Here is an 18871-nt window from a genome sequence, read left to right on the forward strand (position 1 = left end):
GATCAACCTTTACGCGAGTCCTCCAGTTCCTCTATGATTGCCAAGCCACGCAGGCTGCAGCGATCCAGGAAGGACCTTCGTTGCCGACTGTTCCCTGTGTTCCAATCCATTCCAGCGAGATCCGCGGCTCTGTCGATTAACGGACGTTCAAGGCCTCAGCATGATCCAAGCTTTTCTAATCCTGACGACCTTGTTCTTGCAGGAACAAGCGATCCTGCCTAACACCTTGAGTGGCGCCCAGAACAACACGGCCGAAATCGAGCGGCTGGCGAGCTTGGTTCAGTCAGGCTGGGGAATGGACCCCTTGACCAAGAAATTTGTCTTCACCATTCAGATTCCCCCGGAATCGCTGGCCGCCTTCACGGCCGGGCGTTTCGGCAACGATCTCGGTGCCCCTATTCCGCCCGACATCCGTCCCTTCGTGGAAGAAGTCATCATTCGGATTGGAACCGGCACTCTGCCTCGAACCGCCCCGACACCGGAGATGCGGGCCGCTATCACCCGCAACGCACCGCCGATGATGACCATGCTCGACGACCGCAACTCCTTGTCCGATATCGACCCCGTCCTGCCTGCTGCAGGCCAAGGTGGTCTTGGAAATAGCGGTATGGGCAACCCAGGGTCCGGCAGTGGAAGTATTTTGCCACCTGGCATGTCCCCGAACGGCAACGACGCTCCCAGCTTGCTCGGCAACTCCGGAACGAGGCAGCCCAGCCCACTTCCTCCCGTGACCAATAGTGGCATCGTCCCTCCGAGCGGCCTGGCCCTCTCCGGTGCGCCGACCGGCAATGGTTCCACCTTCCAGAACCCGACCTCACCCAATCCAGCAATGCCGAATCCATCGTCTACGAACATGGGTCGAACGGATGGCTTTCGCGCCGATTCCAATGCGGGTTCTATGCTGGGTCGCCTCACAGGCGGCACACAACCTCTTCCCTCCACAAATCCGACAACCGGTGCAGGAAGCCTGAGCCCCCCCTACGCCAGCTCCAGTCCCGCCGTCCCGCATGTTGCGTCCAATCCGCTTCCAAACCAAAACGGGACGAACTACGGTGCACCCGTTGGTTACAACCAGCCCAACACCCCCAGCAGCAATCCGGGCGCATCGCAAGGTTATGGATTGCCGCTCCTCCAGCCTGCTCCTTACGATCCCCGGTTGGCGTCCGCAGTTCCCGCTCCTTTATCGAATCCGGCGGGCACTGGACTTCCACCTAACCCTGCCGCCCAAAACTTAGGAAATCCAAACGCGGGAAACCTCCCCAATGCGAATGGGATCCCCTCGAGTGTTTTGTCTCCTGCAGATACTCAACCAGGCGTGACCTTTGATAAATTGCTTCCCCTGATCACTTTGATGTTGCTCGTGATCAACATCTATCAATTCTTTTGGATGGCGCATGTACGCACCCGGTACAAAGAGATGGTGATTAGCAAACGGACGGCGCAACTGAATCTGTCGAACACGTGATGGATCGACCTAGCAGCGAAAGATCAGCATGAAGCTGAAATCTCTCCTATGGACCTTGGGACTCAAACCCTCCATACGGAAGTATGGTTCGGAGCGACTCGAATTCCAGCTGGAACGGGAAGGACCTATCTCGTTCGAACGGTGGTTGCACCCTAAGGATCGCTTCGTCCCCTTTCGGCAATCCTATATCGACCGCCTTCGGGATTACATCAAGCCTGGGGACGCAATTCTCGATATCGGCGCCCATTGCGGTGATTTCACCGTTCCCCTTGCTCTCGCCGCTGGCCCTGAGGGAATTGTCTTCGCTTGGGAGCCCAACCCATACGTCTACGAAATTCTCGAGAAGAACGCTTCCCTCAATCGGCATGCGACGCGCATCGTGCCTGTTCAAGCCGCCGCGGCGCCGGAGGATTGCCAACTCCTATTCCACTACTCCGATCCCGGCTTTTCGAACGGCGGCAACTTGGCTGGCATCAGTCGATGGACCCATGGCCACGCTTTCGAGTTGCAAGTCCCAGCAATGCGGGTCGAAAGCTGGCTGGAACGTGAGTACCCCCAATGGACTGCCAAGATTCGGTTTGTGAAGGTGGACACGGAAGGCTTTGATCTCGAGGTTCTTCGGTCGCTCGAAACCACACTTGTGCGACAGCGTCCCACCATTCATGTGGAGTTCTACAAGCATCTCAGCACCGAGCGACGCAAAATGCTCTGGGCCTACCTCACTCGGCTTGGGTACACCGTCTATACCACCGATCCGGTTCATAATATCGACCCCCACGAGCGCATCGAAGAAGCCGATGTCACCCGTTGGGACCACTTCGACGCCATAGCCATTCCTGGCTCCACCTAGCTCACCATCTTTCTCCAGATGGGTTGAGATACATCGACGGCTTGGACAATCTTTCGCCAACGCGTGATCGATTCTCGCCTCTCTTTTAGGATTGCTTCTCCGCGACCAAGTTTGGTTCATGCCACGACTCTCGCCGCGAACGCGTATCCTCGAATCGATAGGTTAAGTGATGAAGAATCGTACTCTCTTGCTCGTCATCCTTGGGATTTGGATAGGTACGGTGTCGGGCTGCAGCTCCGAAGGCGGGTACCCAGAACTCCCCTCAGGCGAGAGCCCCTTGTGGATTACATGCCATCAATGCGGCAAGAGACTGGATAGTGCTCAAACGGAAAACCGGCTTCAAATCGGAGCGGGTCAATACATCGTCTGCAGCTCCGATTGCAAAAACAAACAGATGGCATGGCATCGCGCCCAATTCGGCACTCCCACTCAGAAATAAATGCGGAACCCCACAGCCTCCGTAGCTTCACACTCAAGATATCGACCGATAAAAACATGACATTGCACCGAAGAGGTTTCACGCTCGTCGAACTCCTTGTCGTCGTGGCGATCATTGGCATTCTGGTAGGACTGCTTTTGCCCGCGGTCCAAGCGGCTCGCGAAGCGGCGCGACGTATGCAATGCTCCAACAACGTAAAGCAGGTGGCTCTCGCCAACCACAATCACCACGACGCGAAGAAGGCCTTCCCACCTATCTTGACGACTGGGAGCAGCGGCCCCACTTACTCCACACAGCACAACTGGATCACGTATACGTTGCCTTACATCGAACAGGACAACGTCTGGAACCTTGTATCCTTTCCATCACGCCGAGTGGATGATCCGTATTACTCGACGTCGAATGTTGACAATTCGGCCTTGGGTAATGCGATCGACCAGAACAATCTGCCTGCGTCGCGTGTATGGATACCAACCTTTATTTGCCCGTCGGATCCCGCTGGATCGACCCGCCAACCTGATGCAGATGGCGGGCGAGCTCCGACAAACTACGTCGGCAATCAAGGCTCTTCGGTCAATTTCACATCGGGTAATGGTGTCTTCTATCGAAACTCCAAAATCCGGTTTGGGGATCTGACCGATGGGTCATCCAACACCTACCTTCTCAGCGAATGCCTCCGCGGGGATTTCAATGTTGCCACACTTCGAGACAACTACGTTGGTGTTCGAAATGTTTCCAATGCGGGGGATATCGCGACCTGCCAAGCACTTGCACCGAACTTCAGCGACCGCGGAGGTACGTGGATAGGCGGGCAAGCTTTGAATAGCACGTTCGTCACCACACGCCCACCCAACGACCACTATGTCGATTGCTGGGGGCCAAGCTTGGGAAGCACCAACTTTGCAGCAAGGAGTTTTCATACCGGGGGTGTCAATATGGGATCAGCAGACGGATCGGTTCGGTTTCTTTCCTCTGCCATCGACCCGATCGTCTACGAGTCGTTCGGCACGCGCAGCGGCGGTGAAGTCACCGCCAACGAATAAGGCAATTAGCACATGGCAACAGAAAACCCCAACGATATGGAACGACAGCGCCTCTTCGTGATCTGGACCTTCGTGACGATGGCGTTGGGATGGATGCCGTCGCATTCCTGGGCGCAATCGGAGACTCCGGTCGAGACATCTCCAGCGGACATCGGTTTCCTAGGCCTTCATGGGGGTATTTATGAACAATTGCAAACCTTTGCACCTGAGCTCGATCTATCCCTTCGTTACTTTGAAGATTCCGCGATTCAGCGAGGCGAAGCAGACTTCGGTTCAGTAAAGATCCTCTACATCCAACACACACGTGCCGAGGACCGGGAACAGTACAAAACGCTCTTCCAGAGTGCGAAGGAGCGAAACCCATCGCTTCAAATCATTGCCTTTCAAGCGAACACGAACGAACTTTTCGCCAGCCTAGGGATCTCTCCACTCCTCACCCAAGACGAGCAAGCAGGCGCTTATTACGGGAGTACCAAGGAGAATCTGCGGAGATTGCTGCGTTACACAGGCTCGAAGTACCTGAAAAAAGATTGGAAAATCGAACCACCTGTCGAGATCGATCGCATCGGTCTTTACCACCCTGCCCACCAAGACCTCTTCGAGACTGCCGAGGAGTTCCTTCTATGGCAACGAGCCAAGCGAAACATCCACCCCGATCAACCTCGGTTGCTCATCGCGGTTCACGGAACCCATCTCGCCTTCCAGCAGCCTGCCGTCGTCGATGCGATCATCCTCGAAGCGGAGAAGCAAGGTGCAGTTGCCGCGGCTCTCATCGATGGCAGGTACCGAGAATATGAAGTGTTGGCCAAATCCTTTTCCCCGTCGGTAGTGATCCACACTTGCCACAGCACCGATTCCTTAGCGTTTCGATTGCAGCTCGATGTCCCGCATCTTCACTCGATCTTCTTCCGAAAGCAATCGATAGTTGAGTACCAAGAAAGCGTCGACGGACTCGCGGGGAGCGAACTGGCATTTCATATCATCGGGCAAGAATTGATCGGTGCGATCGAGCCACAAATCGGAGGAGGCACTCGCACAGGTCAAGGAAGCGCGGAGGCAATCCAGCCCATTCCCGAGCGAGTCGAACACTTGATTGCCCGAGCACTAGCCCATGCGAGACTTCGTCACTCTCCACCCGAGGACAAGCGAGTTGCAATCGTCTACTACGATCGCGAGTTGGGGAAAGGGGAATTGATGCGAGGTAGCTCGACCGGCATGCATATGAATGCCCCCCGAAGCTTGATCAATGTTCTCGCCAAGATGCGGGAACGAGGATATCGCATCGCTCCTGCCCCCTCGGCCGAAGAGGAGTTGCTCGGATGGATGATGGAGCGCGGACGACAAATTGGGGTTTGGGCCCCCTCCGAACTGGAGCGATTGGTACGTAAGGGATCTCCAGCATTGATTCCTGCCGAACAATATCGTCAGTGGTATGAAGCGAAAATCCCTTCCGATCGCCGGTTGCAGATGGAGGAAAAGTGGGGACCGCCGCCCGGCAAATTCATGGTTTGGAATGATGGTAAGGAGTCCTACATCGTCGTGCCACGCATCGACCTGGGAAATGTCGTTCTCCTACCTCAGCCACTAAGAGGGGAATTGCACGAAGGGGAATCCGTCTCCTCGCAAACGCATGACAAGGTCACAGCCCCTCCGCACAACTACATGGCAACTTACTTCTGGCTGGAACAGGAGTACCAGGCGGATGCGGTGGTCCACTTCGGCACCCATGGCTCGGAGTTCGCTCTTCCGGGAAAACCGAATGGATTGGTGCGGCGAGATTGGCCGGACATCCTCATGGGGCGCATGCCAAATTTCAATCCGTGGATTGTCGAAAACATGGTCGAATCCTCCCCTGTTCGTCGCCGCGTCTATGGGACACTTATCAGCCATCTCCCACCTCCGATGGTCGATGCGGATTTAAGCGATGAACTGGAAAGTCTGCACGAACTGCTCGACAAATGGGAGACTCTTGAAGAGGGGGCCCTCAAAGAGGGGTTTCGCAAAGAGCTGACCAAGCTCGTGCGACAAACGAGACTGGACACCGATCTTCATCTGACCCAGCCCGACACCAACGCCTTGACAGACGAACAGTTGACGGCGGTTGCGAAGTATCTGCACGATATCAAGGAGGAGAGCATCCCGACCAATCTCCATGTCTTCGGAGAGACTCCCCGGGAAGACTTGCTCATTCCGTATTTGGTCCAAATCCTGAGACGCCCGTTCCTGCATGAATTGCAACATCTCCTCGACGGGCACGGACAGGACGAAGGACCGAATGGACCAGGCCATTCCCATGACCACCCCGATCATCAGCTTCGTTCGACGGCAGAACGCATCGTGGAACTAGTCGTTCGTCAGAAGGTAGAACCTCGCATGGCCGTCGGGATGGTGGCGGGTCGTCCATTCGAGTCACTACCGGAAGCGATCGAAAAAGGACTTCGGCTGGCCGTCGAACTGAACGAAGCCTTTTTGAAAACGGGGGACGAAGTCGAGAACTTGCTGCGAGGACTCGATGGGCGGTTTGTTCCACCTGGTCCTGGAAATAGCCCCATTCGCAATCCCAATGTTGTCCCGACCGGTCGCAATATGGTTCTGCTCAATCCAGAAGAAATCCCCTCGCGCCCCAGTTGGGAACTTGGTGTCCGACTAGCCAAAGACATGATTGCCAATCACACGCAGCACCACGGAACGATGCCTACGAGGATCGGCTTTGATTTGCGGAGCAGCGCGACTTTCCGAGATTACGGCGTCATGGAGGCCCAGATCCTTTACCTCCTCGGCGTCGAGCCCGTCTGGGATGACAAGCGACTGGTTACCGATGTCCGATTGATCTCACGGGAAACGTTAGGACGCCCACGAGTGGACGTCTTCATCGCCGCGGGAGGTTGGTACGAATCCAATTTACCGAGTCGATTGCAACTGTGGGACAAGGCGATCCGCTTGGTGACCGAATCAAACGAGCCAGACAACGTCATCCAACAACATGCGCAATCCATTGCGAGCGATCTCATGCAAGAGGGAATGAATGAAGAGCGCGCACGAATTCTCTCTCGAGGTCGGATATTTGGAATCGCACCGGGCCGCGAGAATGGAGGGATGCTCAGTTACCGCGTCGCTCGTTCCGGAGAATGGGACACGCGCGAGGATATCGCCGACACCTACCTCGCCACGCACAAACATATCTACACCGAAGGCGCATGGGGAGAGGCCGCAGGCGAAGCATACGACAAAACAATCCAAGGGACCCACACCGTGGTTCGCAGTTGGTCGGACCATTTGACCGGACCATTGGCCAGCCGTTACACATGGTTGCACGGAGGCTCCCTCTGCTTGGCTATCGAAAGAATGACAGGACGACGCCCGGAATATGTGTTCTCGGATGTTCGCGATCCCGATCGCGCAGGAATGATCCCAGCCGAAGATGCACTTCGACGTGAGTACCGAACGAGACTTTTCAATAGAAAATGGCTAGAGGGGATGATGAAGGAAGGCTACGCAGGAGCCGACCACATGCGATTTCTAGTATCCAATAGTTTCGGTTGGGAGGTAACACGACCAGGGAGTGTCGGAAATGACAATTGGGACGAAATGAAACGGGTTCTTGTCGACGACAAACTAAATCTTGGGCTCAACGACTGGTTCGAAAGAAACAACCCCTACGCTTTCCAAGATGCCATGGCGACTATGCTGGAGTCTTCCCGAAAAGGATACTGGCGCGCCGATGAACTGACCCTGTCCGATCTTGCGAATCGATACGCAGCCAATGTCGCGAAACACGGACTTTCCGGACACCTTACCAGCGGTGGAAACGAAAAGCTTCACACTCTCGTCCAAGGATTGATTGCTCAAAACGCCCCGGAGTTGGTGGAGACCTACCAACGCAAAGTCGCGCCCTCGGATGTTGCGACGCAATCACCTTCGCCGGCAAACGAGCCGCTACCGGAACCTGCGATCGACGCAGCCCCTCCTCCCTTGGCACTGCCCCCCGAATCGCCGGATCTCCTGTCCGCCGATTCGACCTCAAGCTCTCAGGATGCGTCTCAGGATGCATCTTTGGAAGATGCCGAATCCATGGTTCGTGGCCAGCAACTTTCCAACGTCTCCGATGCGAGCCCCGCATCGGATGCTCGAAACTCGTACTGGTGGATCGGGCTTGTTATCGCGATGGTATTCTTAGGAGGGTTTGCTCTTCGGCAAAAGATCTAATGCAAGAATACGTTCTATCCCTCTTCTACCAAATCTCGCAGTATCTGCTCTTTCCAATCCTGATCGGAATGTCGCTTGCGGGTTTATGGCTTGTCTTCCAAACCGGCTTGACCCTTCGGCAAGCCCTCGACCGTTGGATGACTGGCGCATCTTGGTGTCAGTACATCGATGGAGTTCGCAAGAGGGTGGTCTCGCCCGAGGCGTGGCCTCACGAGGCTCGATTCCCCCTCCATCGATGGGTTGCTCACCGCAGTAAAAGTACGCACGATATCGAGGTTTTCGTCCGAGACGCGGAAGTGATGGTCCATCGAAAGCTGAGTCGATTGCAGGTCCTGGTAAGAACCGGGCCGATGCTCGGTTTGGTAGGTACACTCCTTCCTCTGGGCCCCGCGCTCGAAGGCCTTGCCCATTCCGACATCGGAGCGCTCGGTGAACATATGAATATCGCCTTCACGATGACCGTTTTCGGCATCATGATCGGCGCGCTCGCATACGCCTTGTTCATCCTTCATCGCTCTTGGGCGGAAAAGGATCTCGCGGATCTGGATTTGATCCACTCGCTCGGTAATCTCTCTCCCGCATTGCAGTCAGGAGCCAATCATGACGAAGAAGACTCGGCGCTGGGATCTGGATCGAGAAGAAGATCCGCTCAGCGGTCTTGTTAACCTATTCGACTTATGGATTGTTGTTGTCATCGCGTTGATCCTCGTTCTGGCCAAGTCGGCACAGCAAGTCCCGAGCATGCAATCGCGAGTCGATGACCCATTCGCGGCAACCAAAGACTCCCTTCCTATCGAAACCTTTCGGGCAACCGATTCCGAATTGACAGGGAAAGGAACGCGTCTTGGAACCGCTTACCGATTGGAGTCTGGAGAAATTGTTTACACACCCGATTAGTGCGCCGCGTCGACTGTCACATCCGTTTACGACCTGTGTTGACATTCTGTCCTTTTAAAATACCTTCAGCGACGTCATGCTCAGACTCCCCGCCAGCATCTCATCATTGAACAACCGATGATTTGCGGGGTCATGTTTTAGCCCCAAGATATAGAGCAGCGGCAAAAAGTGCTCGGGAGTCGGCACCGCTAATTGCATCGCCCGATTCCGCTCGGCGACCTCCCATAAAGGTTGGTAACTCCCGCTTTGAATACAGCGATTGACGAATTCGCGAGCTTCGATCGCCCAATCAAATCCGTAGTTCTTCCGGTGAAAACTCTGGAAATCCACCAACCGCAAGTTGTGAACGATATTGCCGCTGCCAAGGATCAAGACGCCTCGACTGCGAAGCGCATTGAGTCGTGCACCTAACTCGAAATGCCCGTGCGGTGCAAGCTTCCGATCAACGCTAAGCTGAACGATCGGAACGTCCGCTTCAGGATACATGTGCATCGCAACGGTCCAGGCACCATGATCCAAGCCCCAGCTGAGATCCAAGTCCACCGGAGTGGGTTTCGCCATCTCTGCGGCTAAACCAGCAAGAGTCGAATTACCCGGCGCAGGATATTGGATCCCGTAGAGCTCGGGAGGGAATCCGCCGAAATCGTGAATCGTGCGAGGCTTTTCCATCGCAGTGACTTTGGTGCCATCGACAAACCAGTGAGCCGAAATACACAAAATCGCTTCGGGCTTGGGGATCGAACGTGCGATCTCTCGGAAGCCTCGTACAAACTCATTTTCCTCGACCGCATTCATGGGGCTACCGTGACCGACAAACAGGCCGGGCATAGTGTCGGTCTTCGGGAGTGTATCCGCCATGGCCTCCAATGCAGCTAATTTTCCCATCGCGAGCGACGCATTTCCCATTTGCAGTAGTATCCTTCGTTTCAACGATTCTCCGCGTCTTCCTAACACGTTTATGGTAATACGGCTCCCGGTAATCCGGGAAACGTAACTCCGAAGCCTGCACCTCCGCTATATTGTGAAGTTTGCATGAACATTGTGTTCAGAGGATCGACGATTTGGGGTCGATTCGATAACTTGCTCGCCAAACGTTAGGACCTCCCTCCCAAACGGTTTGGAGGAGTCGCAGCTGGTCTTAAATGAGATCGCTCACGACCTCCACCGACATCGAATTTCATCCCTAAAGGATTCATACCCCATGCTGAGAGTATCCAAGATTCGTCGCGGATTTACCCTTGTTGAGTTGCTGGTTGTCATTGCCATCATCGGGATTTTGGTCGGACTTTTGTTGCCAGCCGTTCAAGCGGCACGCGAAGCGGCAAGGCGAATGCAATGTTCGAATAACCTCAAACAAATCGGACTCGCCATCCATAATTACGAAACAGCCTTCAAAGCCTTGCCAGCAGGTTGCAATGGTATCACCAATGCAGCAGGGACCAACTTCAACGGCCACGGATGGACTTGGCATGCCAGCCTGTTGCCGTACATCGAACAGACGAATCTCTATGACGCGATTCAAGGTCCCGACGGAATGGGGAATGAACTCGGCGGTACGACTTCCGGTAAACCACTAGTGGTCAAAGCGAATGTCGTGCCTTTGTTCTGGTGCCCATCTCAGCCAGACGTCCGCAATGGTGCGCAGAAAGATGGCTACCAACCGTCCAACTACAACGGCAACATGGGGACGCGCATTGGCAACGGAAACGATGACTGCATTTGCACCGGAGTGGCTACTCTGGCCGATATGATGTCCAATCCATGGGGCTGCATGAACGGCAATGGGGTCTTCTACGTCCGAAGCAAAACGAAGTTCAGCGATGTGTCGGATGGCTTGTCGAATACCATCTTCGTCAGCGAAGTACCTGACTCGGGCGGAAATGCGATGGGTGGCTTCGGCGCAGGTGCGGATCGAAAAGCCATGTTTTCGGGTGGGGCAGACTCCAATCCTCCCACGGAAATGACCGAGTTTCTCATCGCTGCTGAAGGTAACGACCCTATCAACGGCGGTGCGGAAGAAGCGGCAGGAAGCTGGCACACCGGCGGAGCGCATTTCTTGATTGGTGACGGAAGTATTCAATTCTTTTCTGAGAATATGGACATGAAAACCTACCAAGCGATTAGCACTCGCAATGGCGGGGAGTCCGCTAGCTTCACCGAGTAGTTTTCCTAAACAATCCTTTCCCCGGTTGGCATAGTTAATATGAATGTGTTTCGATGTTGGAGTTTGGTTCTCATCGGGTTGTCCCTGTTTGCATCGGGATGCACCAGCAGTGATCAACCCGAATTGGGACAAGTCACCGGTACGATTACTTTGGACGGCAAACCCCTAACAGGGGTGGCGGTCGTCTTCCAACCCGAGAACGGTCGCCCAGCTCGGGGAATGACGAATGCCGAAGGCAAATACGAATTGGTTTACATTCGACAAACCAAAGGGTCGAAAGTAGGTCCGAATCGTGTAGAGATCGCGCCGAGTGAAGAAGGTGAAGAGTCCGAGGAACCAGAAGTGGGCGATGGCGAAGCACAGACGGCTTCGAAGAAGTCGAAGTCCGGAAAGCCCGTCGTCCCCGCTCGCTACAACACAAAGAGCGAACTGAAGGTCGAAGTCGTGTCCGGTAAGAACACCTTCGACTTCCAACTCGAATCCAAGTAACAGATTTTAACCACGGACGACACGGTACACACGGAAAGGGAATGCCAAATGAAAGTGAACTTATTTCTGTGTGTTCAGTGTATTCCGTGGTTCCTCCCCTTTGCGTCTTAGCGCCTTGGCGAGAAACCTCTTCCGCCCCCATCGAATAGCAAACAAAAAGATGCACCAAACAAAAAGGGCTGCTCGGTCGAGCAGCCCTTTTTATTGATTTCGCAGACTATCTCTGCTCATTGCACGACCGCAATGCGATGGATTACTTCGCAGCCTTGATCTCGCCGCTGTCTTTGATCTCGATCTTGGATCGGGTGCTACCGCTACGGCTTCCCAAGGCTTCGATCGCCTTCACCACATCCATACCCTCGGTCACGCGTCCGAACACAACGTGCTTGCCATCGAGCCATTCGGTTTTGACGGTCGTGATGAAGAATTGGGAACCATTCGTGTTGGGGCCCGCATTGGCCATGCTCAACAAGCCAGGTGCGTCGTGCACGAACTTGAACGACTCATCCTTGAACTTCTCCCCGTAAATGCTTTCACCACCTGTTCCGTCGCCGCGGGTGAAGTCGCCACCTTGAAGCATGAAATCAGGAATCACTCGGTGGAAGAAGCTCCCTTTGTAGTGAAGATTCTTTCCTTCGCGGTTCTTTCCCTTCCCCTTTTCGCCCGTGCACAAAGCTCGGAAGTTTTCGGCGGTGCGAGGAACGTCTTCGCCAAAGAGACCGATGACAATTCGACCAGCATCCTTGCCATCGATCGCGATGTCAAAAAAGACGCTCGTGGTGATCTTTCCCTTGGACGGGGATTCTGCCGATGCACTGCTCATTGTTACCAATACCATCAATAGAGTTGCTAAAACCAGTCGCATGTTATTCAATCCGTTTCCTAATCTGAGTAACATCCCAAAACTTCCGAGCAAACTACCAAAGCTTTCGCAGATTGACAACCGCCGGCCACCCCCACGCCGTGGACCTGCCCAATCGCCGCCCCGAATCAGCCCTCAGCGGACCCGTCCGTCCAAGGCCGAATAGCAGCATTTCCGTCGTTTCTGGCGTTGGGCGGCGAGCACGATCGGGCAACCGATGGCTCGCCAACCGGGTTACGAGCCGGATCATGGAGCAAGGGGCTTGCCCAAGAGCTCCCGGAAGAAAAATTCCGACATCGTCCGATACTGGTGCTCGGATTGATCGGGATCGGTGATCCCGTGCCGGTTGCCCGGATAGATCATCAGATCGAATGTCTTGCCCCCCTTTTGTAAGGCTTGGGCCAATTGCATCGAATTGGCCATGTGGACATTGTCATCTATCTCTCCGTGCAAGATCATGAGCCGACCCTGCAAATGTTTGGCCGCTCCCACCGCGGAACTGGTCCGATACCCTTCAGGATTCAGCTGCGGAGTCGACATGTAACGCTCGGTATAGATCGAGTCGTAATTGTGCCAATCGGTGACAGGGGCTCCGGCCACTCCCGCCCGAAAGAGCTTCGAATGGGTCATGGCATAGGCGGTAAAGTAACCGCCGTAACTCCATCCCCACATTCCAATCCGCTCGGCATCCACCCACGATTGCCCCTGAAGCCACTTCACAGCATCCTCCAAGTCGCGCAGCTCCACTCGCCCCATGTCTTGGTAAATGGTCCAAGTATCCTGGTTCCCTCGCCCCAATGCGGAACGGTTGTCGCACAACAACACCGCGATCCCTTGTTCCGCCATCCATCGATGCCAAAGATCACTTCGGTGCGTCCAAGTGTTCTCAACCGTCGGCGCTTGCGGACCCCCGTAGACATGGATGAGCACCGGCATCTTCCCGGTCACTTTTCTCGCCTCCCAATCGGATGGCTTGTACAACAACGCTTGCATGGCGAATCCGTCGCGGGCAGGAATCGAAAAAAGTTCGGGATGCTTGGATCGCACATATTCCAACCGATCCTTTTTCACTCCTCCCAAATAGCGCAGCCGCTTCCCTTCTCGATCGCAAAGCCATAGCTCCCCTGGCGTATCGTTGTCGCTCCAAGTATCGAACCAAAAGTCGCCACGCGGATGAACGGATACCCGATGATTCCCTCCCGGTTCCCCGAGCTCGGTGATACTCTTGGTCGCCAAATCGATGGCGAGCAAATCGGTGTTGGCCAGCCCGCTGCGTCGAGCGGTGACCAATGCCCGATCCTCGCTTGCCCACAAGAGCTCACGAATATCCCAATCTCCCTCGGTCACAGGAAGCTTCTCACCACCCTGCATAACACGATACAGATGACGTCGACCGCTGGCTGAATCGCTAAGCCACAAGAAACTTCCATCCGGCAACCAACGAGGCTCCTCGATCACATCCACCCAAGCCGGCGACGATTCCTCCAGCCATTTACGGTTCTCGCTCTTATCGCAATCAAAGGACCACACGTGCAAGAAGGATTGGATCCGGTTTTGAATCTGATAAACCAACACATTCGGCGAGGAATGTGACCAGCCGACGCGAACAACGAGTCGGTCATCTTGGGCATAGTCCGACAACGGTACGTCTTGAATCGCTCCCGTCTCCAACGAGACCACATGCAGGGAGACGTGCGGATTGTTCTGACCCGCTTTGGGATACCGCATTCGCTCGAGGGACTGCGCGAATGGAATCGAGTTGTCGATAACAAAGGTAGGGACGGGACTCTCATCCAGCCGCAAAAAGGCTAATCGTTTCCCATCGGGGCTCCACCAATAGGCTTGGAACTTTCCTCGTCCATACACCTCCTCTTGATACACCCAATCCAGATAACCATTGAGTATTTCACCACCCCCATCGCGGGTGAGAGCACGTGTCTCGCCCGTTTCTCGATGCACGACACACAAGTTTCCGTTTTGGACATACGCCACATTTTTCCCATCGGGACTCAGCGTCGGGACCTTCTTTTCCCCATCTGGAGAACGGGTTAAGCGTTTGACGGAATCGGTTTCCGATGTGTAAAGATACAAGTCATTCTTTTGTTCGATCAGCGCATGGGAAAAAGTAGGATCGAAAACGGAAAAGTTGCGACGGTAGGACGCCGCCTTGCCATCTTGAAATGCATCCTCCTTTGCGAGGGCATCGGCTAGTTTGCTGGTTTTATCAAAGGGACTCATCGCGCCCGTTTTGCAATCGACCTCCCATACGCGATCCGCTTGCACGATCAAATAAGCGTCTCGGTCCGCAATCCATCGCGGAGCGGATGTTGCAGTCGGTGTATATGCCACTTTCTCCCCTCGCTTGAAGAGCTTCTCAAGGGTCAGTTTCTCGAACGCCATGTCGCGAGGTTGGCGATCGTTCTGCCCCAGCTTCGCGATCGGCTTGGACTTCCAATCGGCAGGCAGATCGTTGACTTTGCACACCGGATAAATTGTGTCGACGTTCAACGATGGGTCAAAGAAATTCCAAGCTGCCAACGAGTCATCTGCGTGCGGTTCCAACAAACATGTCGCCAAGACACCTAGCGGTTGATCCGTAGGCACCAACCATCCATTCTGCATGGAGATTTGAAATGATTCCTCCATCACTTCAAACCTCTTGATGGCATGCCCCTGGAACTCAGGCAGCTCGCGAATGGATCGAACGCGATAGCCGCTCACTTCTCGTTGCTCCGACGCACGTGGATCGACACTCTCCAGGAGTTCCACGCCATGTAACCGTAATCGTCCGGCCGCCCAAGCGTTGTCGAAGGGAACGAAATAGTACTTCGGTGCAGTCACATGCAATTTACCTTCACCGACATTCACCAGTTCAACGGAGTAGGTACTGGGAACTATCTCCTTCTTTCGGTTTCGATCGCGAGGAGACGGGAACGCTCCGCGCGGGGAGGGGAGCTCTTTCTTCGAAACCCCGTCATGGTGCGACGCATCCACCTCCGCATCTTGCTTCTCTTCAGACGTCGATGTATCGCCCCACGCATATCCCCGAACATCGACCTTGTCCGATGCGGCAACAATACGGCCTTGAATAGGAATCCGGTTGTCGTCCCAAGCAGGTGTCGCCAGCAAGCTTCGAATTTGCTCGCGGCGCAATCGCAATTGTTCGACACACGCATCGATAAATTGATAGGAGGCTTCGATCCTGCGCTGGTAACTCGCATACGAATAGGACTCCACGAGAATCCCGATTTTACTTCGCACTCCCATGTACTCGGTGCTGTAACGAAGTTCGTGTCCGAAGGACTCCCATCGCTTGTGGTCCGGCGAAAAATTGCCGTAGTAGAAGGTAGGTAGGCCCGCTGATTCCAGCTGCTTGGTCACCGTGGGAAGAAACTCGGCCCTAATCCAATTTTGCAACTTCGGATGCGCTGCAGGGTTGTGAGGAAGATCGTAGGTAAGATCGTATTGATGAAGGGATCCGTTGGTGGTGTGCGCGTCGAAGAGGACGTCGATATCCCAAGCATCGAGGGTTCGCACCAGGGATCGGACTTCCGGACTTTCCAATTTGACAAAGTCGCGATTGAGATCGAGCCCCATGGCATTCTCGCGTGTTCCCATTCCCCCGGTCGGCCCTTCTTGACCTGGGCGGTGCTGGGCTCCAACCCTTTCGTTTCCGTCGGCATTGAAGTTCGGCACAATGACAAAGACCATCGCTTCGAGCAACGCTCGTTTCTTCTGAGGGTTGGCCAACCAGTCTCGCGTAAGAGACAAGATCGCCTCTTTGCTATCGCATTCACCACTGTGTATGCCCCCCAAAATCAAAACCGTTAAGCGGGGATCGCTTTCAGGCAAAGGAAGCTGCAATTGCGGCTCTTTCGACAGGACAATCGCATCCAAAGAACGACGTTCCGTCGTCTCACCGATTGAACTTAACGTCGCTTCCGGATGGCGTTCCGAGAGCAGGGTCAGAAACTCGGCCACTTCCGGCCCGCTGGCCGTGGAGGTGTAGGCGGATTTCTCGGCAATTGTCGGTAGCGCCCCGCGCGCTATCGTAATTGGGTCGCTTTGCGCGATGCAGGGCAAGACGCTTGCAATCAACCAAATCAAGCAGCCGACCGTGTTGCACACCAGTAAACGCCACCTTGCGGGCCCAAGATCCACATTCATCTCGTTCGCCTTTGGGAAGGTACCAAATTGTTGCGATAGGACGACTGGCTATCGCCTTACGGACTGCTATCCTACTCACGAGGAGGCAATCGTCCCAGCTTCTATTTCCTTTCGTACAAGATCGTTGGCCAACGCCCGGCAGAAAGAACAACAAGGGTATTACGGCATGATCTCTTTCGAGTTCCGATCTCTGAGTTCCTCTCCATTCGTTTTTGGCTTGCACGCGACCCTAGCTCGGACGCTCGTCGCCGCAGCCTCTATCTTTTCTGTTTCACTCTTTTCTGTTTCACTGTGCCAAGCGGATACTCCTCCTCAACCGCTGACGGTCGCTACATGGAACTTGGAATGGTTTTTCGACGAGGATCTGAGCAACAATCGAAGTGACGTGGCAAAACAGCAATCGTCCCCTAGCCGCGAAGAATGGGAATGGAAGCAGAACATCGCAGCTAACGCGATCGCAAAAATGCAGCCGACGATCCTGGCGTTGCAGGAAATCGAGGACCGAAGCGTTCTGCAATCCCTCACGAAGGTACTGAAGGAGCGGCACAATCTCTCCTACCGAGTCGCTTTCATCGAAGGGTTTGATGGCGGGACCGAACAGGATGTTGGGATTCTATTCCAGTCAGGACTGGTGGAGTTCTCTCGCCGCGAGCAGACCAATGAGATGTTTCGATCCAATGAGTTTTACAATTTATCCAAACATCTCTTCGCCCGCTTTGAATGGCAGGTAGGCAATCGCACCGAAGCTCTTACACTGCTGGTACTCCATCTGCGAGCAACCGCCGATGCAGCGGATCTGCGAAAGCGTCAATGCAAACTCGCGCACGCTTGGGTTCGAGCTCGTGTGGCCGCAGGCGAAAATGTGTTGGTCCTAGGCGATCTCAATGTCGAAGAACGCGTCGGACAAATCCAGCCCGATGGCGATGGCATGCACATCATCCTGGGAAAACACACCCCCGACGAGAAAGATGATCTCATCGATCTACTTGAATACGCTCCCTCCGACAAGCGTCAGACGCATCTCATTTTGGAAAAGGAGTTTGATCGCATGGTCGCTTCCCCTTCCATGCTCAAAAAGGATGGAAACGGGATCCTATTCCAATCGATTCAAGTTCGAAGCGACCTGAATATCCGAGGGGAACAAGCAGACATGGACCACTGGGATACTCGGTATACAAAGGACCGCGCCGAACGGGATATCAGCGATCACCATCCGGTGATAGCCACTTTCGAGATTCGGTGATCACACTCTACGACGACAGACTATGAAGCCAACGCTAGGAGAGTTTGTCCGTCGGAGCATCGAGCTGGAGTGCACCGCTCCCAAACTTGGGAATGTCTACCCGGGTCACCCTTTCGAGGACATGAACCATGACACCTTTCTCGCGGCAGGAAGCGCGATCGGCCATCGTATCGATCGATTGTACTCGGACGGGGACGATAAGCAAAACGTTGCACCTGGGGACGCAGTTCTTCAGTGCACCCGAGCGATGCTCGAATCGGTGGATTGCAACACGAGCCTCGGTACCATTCTTCTTGTCGCACCGCTGATCAAATCTTTCGCTCGTACGTTGCATGCAGCCAACGCGCATGGCGTCTCCTCGGAGCATTGGCAGCGATTACTCGATGAAGACGTTCTGCAGAGGCTCAGCTCGGAGGATTCGCGGGATGTTTATGAAGCGATTCGACTCTGCAGTCCGGGCGGGTTGGGGGCCACGGCAGAAATGGATATCGCCTCCAGTCCCCCGGTTCGACTTCTGGACGCCATGGCTTTTGCGTCTAGCTACGATGACGTCGCACTGCAGTACGTCTCTCGATTTGAATTGTGTTTCGCGTTAGCTCATAGACTATCGATCCTATCTCCTGGGGGGGATTACGCAGGAACACTCGATGCAATTACCTTGCTTCAACTCGAACTCCTCGCCGCCCGTCCGGACAGCCTCATCGCCAGGAAGGGGGGCAAAGAGCTGGCCGAAGAAGTCCGAGTGAGGGCGGCGCACGTACTCCGTCTTTCCACCCGACCGTCTCCGGATTGGCGGGAAGCTTGGCAAGACCTGGACAGCTGGTTGCGATCTCTACGAAGCACAAAAGGGAAGCGACTTGCCAATCCAGGAACGCACGCCGATCTCATCGCCGCCGCCATTCTCATCCACCTGCTACTGCAACGAATCGAAGCGCATACGGCCCCATGAGCCTATGTGATTATGTGAGCCGGTTCCTCAGCCTAGCCTCCGTCTGTCCCTAGACTCGCTTCGAGAATTTTTACAAATACGTTGACTCGCTTGCACG

14 protein-coding genes are annotated in these 18871 nt (G+C 54.7%); 11 read left to right on the top strand and 3 right to left on the bottom strand.

Annotated features, from left to right (window positions below):
* Positions 1 to 160 precede the first annotated feature (160 nt).
* From VN12_RS11930 to VN12_RS11960, 7 genes are all read left to right on the top strand, one after another.
* Positions 161 to 1465, top strand: coding sequence for a hypothetical protein (locus VN12_RS11930; protein WP_146677053.1), 1305 nt, complete (start codon positions 161 to 163; stop codon positions 1463 to 1465).
* A gap of 28 nt (positions 1466 to 1493) precedes the next feature.
* A complete protein-coding gene (locus VN12_RS11935) occupies positions 1494 to 2315 on the top strand; it encodes an FkbM family methyltransferase (RefSeq protein ID WP_146677054.1) in 822 nt (273 codons plus the stop codon).
* Positions 2316 to 2484: 169 nt separating this feature from the next.
* Positions 2485 to 2754, top strand: a complete 270-nt coding sequence (locus VN12_RS11940) for a hypothetical protein (protein ID WP_146677055.1) — start codon at positions 2485 to 2487, stop codon at positions 2752 to 2754.
* 56 nt (positions 2755 to 2810) lie between these two features.
* A complete protein-coding gene (locus VN12_RS11945) occupies positions 2811 to 3797 on the top strand; it encodes a DUF1559 domain-containing protein (RefSeq protein WP_168164356.1) in 987 nt (328 codons plus the stop codon).
* Positions 3798 to 3809: 12 nt separating this feature from the next.
* Positions 3810 to 8003, top strand: coding sequence for a cobaltochelatase subunit CobN (locus VN12_RS11950; protein WP_146677057.1), 4194 nt, complete (start codon positions 3810 to 3812; stop codon positions 8001 to 8003).
* Positions 8003 to 8668, top strand: coding sequence for a MotA/TolQ/ExbB proton channel family protein (locus VN12_RS11955; RefSeq protein ID WP_146677058.1), 666 nt, complete (start codon positions 8003 to 8005; stop codon positions 8666 to 8668). The genes VN12_RS11950 and VN12_RS11955 overlap by 1 nt, the downstream gene beginning before the upstream one ends.
* A complete protein-coding gene (locus tag VN12_RS11960; protein WP_146677059.1) occupies positions 8604 to 8900 on the top strand; it encodes a DUF2149 domain-containing protein in 297 nt (98 codons plus the stop codon). Before VN12_RS11955 ends, VN12_RS11960 begins: the two co-directional genes overlap by 65 nt.
* 54 nt (positions 8901 to 8954) lie before the next feature.
* Here VN12_RS11960 and ygiD read toward each other — a convergent pair whose 3' ends face one another.
* Positions 8955 to 9830 (bottom strand): 4,5-DOPA dioxygenase extradiol, encoded by an 876-nt coding sequence (gene ygiD / locus VN12_RS11965; RefSeq protein ID WP_240491405.1) that lies wholly within the window; start codon positions 9828 to 9830, stop codon positions 8955 to 8957.
* 271 nt (positions 9831 to 10101) lie between these two features.
* On the opposite strand from ygiD, the gene VN12_RS11970 reads away from it, so the two are divergent.
* Both VN12_RS11970 and VN12_RS11975 read left to right on the top strand, forming a co-directional pair.
* Positions 10102 to 11064, top strand: a complete 963-nt coding sequence (locus VN12_RS11970) for a DUF1559 domain-containing protein (protein WP_146677060.1) — start codon at positions 10102 to 10104, stop codon at positions 11062 to 11064.
* Positions 11065 to 11103: 39 nt separating this feature from the next.
* The gene (locus VN12_RS11975) at positions 11104 to 11553 is read left to right on the top strand and encodes a carboxypeptidase regulatory-like domain-containing protein (RefSeq protein WP_146677061.1); all 450 of its coding nucleotides are present in this window, start codon (positions 11104 to 11106) and stop codon (positions 11551 to 11553) included.
* A gap of 253 nt (positions 11554 to 11806) precedes the next feature.
* Here VN12_RS11975 and VN12_RS11980 read toward each other — a convergent pair whose 3' ends face one another.
* Positions 11807 to 12376 (bottom strand): peptidylprolyl isomerase, encoded by a 570-nt coding sequence (locus VN12_RS11980; RefSeq protein ID WP_146679892.1) that lies wholly within the window; start codon positions 12374 to 12376, stop codon positions 11807 to 11809.
* 285 nt (positions 12377 to 12661) lie between these two features.
* Positions 12662 to 16582, bottom strand: coding sequence for a DPP IV N-terminal domain-containing protein (locus tag VN12_RS11985; protein WP_146677062.1), 3921 nt, complete (start codon positions 16580 to 16582; stop codon positions 12662 to 12664).
* Between the two features lie 166 nt (positions 16583 to 16748).
* On the opposite strand from VN12_RS11985, the gene VN12_RS11990 reads away from it, so the two are divergent.
* Together VN12_RS11990 and VN12_RS11995 are read left to right on the top strand one after the other, a co-directional pair.
* Positions 16749 to 17825: an endonuclease/exonuclease/phosphatase family protein gene (locus VN12_RS11990; RefSeq protein WP_168164357.1), complete on the top strand. Its 1077-nt coding sequence runs from the start codon at positions 16749 to 16751 to the stop codon at positions 17823 to 17825.
* A 22-nt stretch (positions 17826 to 17847) separates the two neighbouring features.
* Positions 17848 to 18774: a triphosphoribosyl-dephospho-CoA synthase gene (locus VN12_RS11995; RefSeq protein ID WP_146677064.1), complete on the top strand. Its 927-nt coding sequence runs from the start codon at positions 17848 to 17850 to the stop codon at positions 18772 to 18774.
* Positions 18775 to 18871 lie beyond the last annotated feature (97 nt).

The sequence above is a fragment of the Pirellula sp. SH-Sr6A genome (assembly GCF_001610875.1).
GTDB lineage: Bacteria > Planctomycetota > Planctomycetia > Pirellulales > Pirellulaceae > JBKCUI01.

What these genes read in the sequence shown, in the direction of transcription:
- VN12_RS11980 (WP_146679892.1), bottom strand. Translation starts at nt 12,376, where the DNA reads ATGAGCAGTGCATCGGCAGAATCCCCGTCCAAGGGAAAGATCACCACG.
- VN12_RS11975 (WP_146677061.1), top strand. Translation starts at nt 11,104, where the DNA reads ATGAATGTGTTTCGATGTTGGAGTTTGGTTCTCATCGGGTTGTCCCTG.
- VN12_RS11935 (WP_146677054.1), top strand. Translation starts at nt 1,494, where the DNA reads ATGAAGCTGAAATCTCTCCTATGGACCTTGGGACTCAAACCCTCCATA.
- VN12_RS11930 (WP_146677053.1), top strand. Translation starts at nt 161, where the DNA reads ATGATCCAAGCTTTTCTAATCCTGACGACCTTGTTCTTGCAGGAACAA.
- VN12_RS11995 (WP_146677064.1), top strand. Translation starts at nt 17,848, where the DNA reads ATGAAGCCAACGCTAGGAGAGTTTGTCCGTCGGAGCATCGAGCTGGAG.
- VN12_RS11945 (WP_168164356.1), top strand. Translation starts at nt 2,811, where the DNA reads ATGACATTGCACCGAAGAGGTTTCACGCTCGTCGAACTCCTTGTCGTC.
- VN12_RS11960 (WP_146677059.1), top strand. Translation starts at nt 8,604, where the DNA reads ATGACGAAGAAGACTCGGCGCTGGGATCTGGATCGAGAAGAAGATCCG.
- VN12_RS11990 (WP_168164357.1), top strand. Translation starts at nt 16,749, where the DNA reads ATGATCTCTTTCGAGTTCCGATCTCTGAGTTCCTCTCCATTCGTTTTT.
- VN12_RS11950 (WP_146677057.1), top strand. Translation starts at nt 3,810, where the DNA reads ATGGCAACAGAAAACCCCAACGATATGGAACGACAGCGCCTCTTCGTG.
- VN12_RS11940 (WP_146677055.1), top strand. Translation starts at nt 2,485, where the DNA reads ATGAAGAATCGTACTCTCTTGCTCGTCATCCTTGGGATTTGGATAGGT.
- VN12_RS11985 (WP_146677062.1), bottom strand. Translation starts at nt 16,582, where the DNA reads ATGAATGTGGATCTTGGGCCCGCAAGGTGGCGTTTACTGGTGTGCAAC.
- VN12_RS11970 (WP_146677060.1), top strand. Translation starts at nt 10,102, where the DNA reads ATGCTGAGAGTATCCAAGATTCGTCGCGGATTTACCCTTGTTGAGTTG.
- VN12_RS11955 (WP_146677058.1), top strand. Translation starts at nt 8,003, where the DNA reads ATGCAAGAATACGTTCTATCCCTCTTCTACCAAATCTCGCAGTATCTG.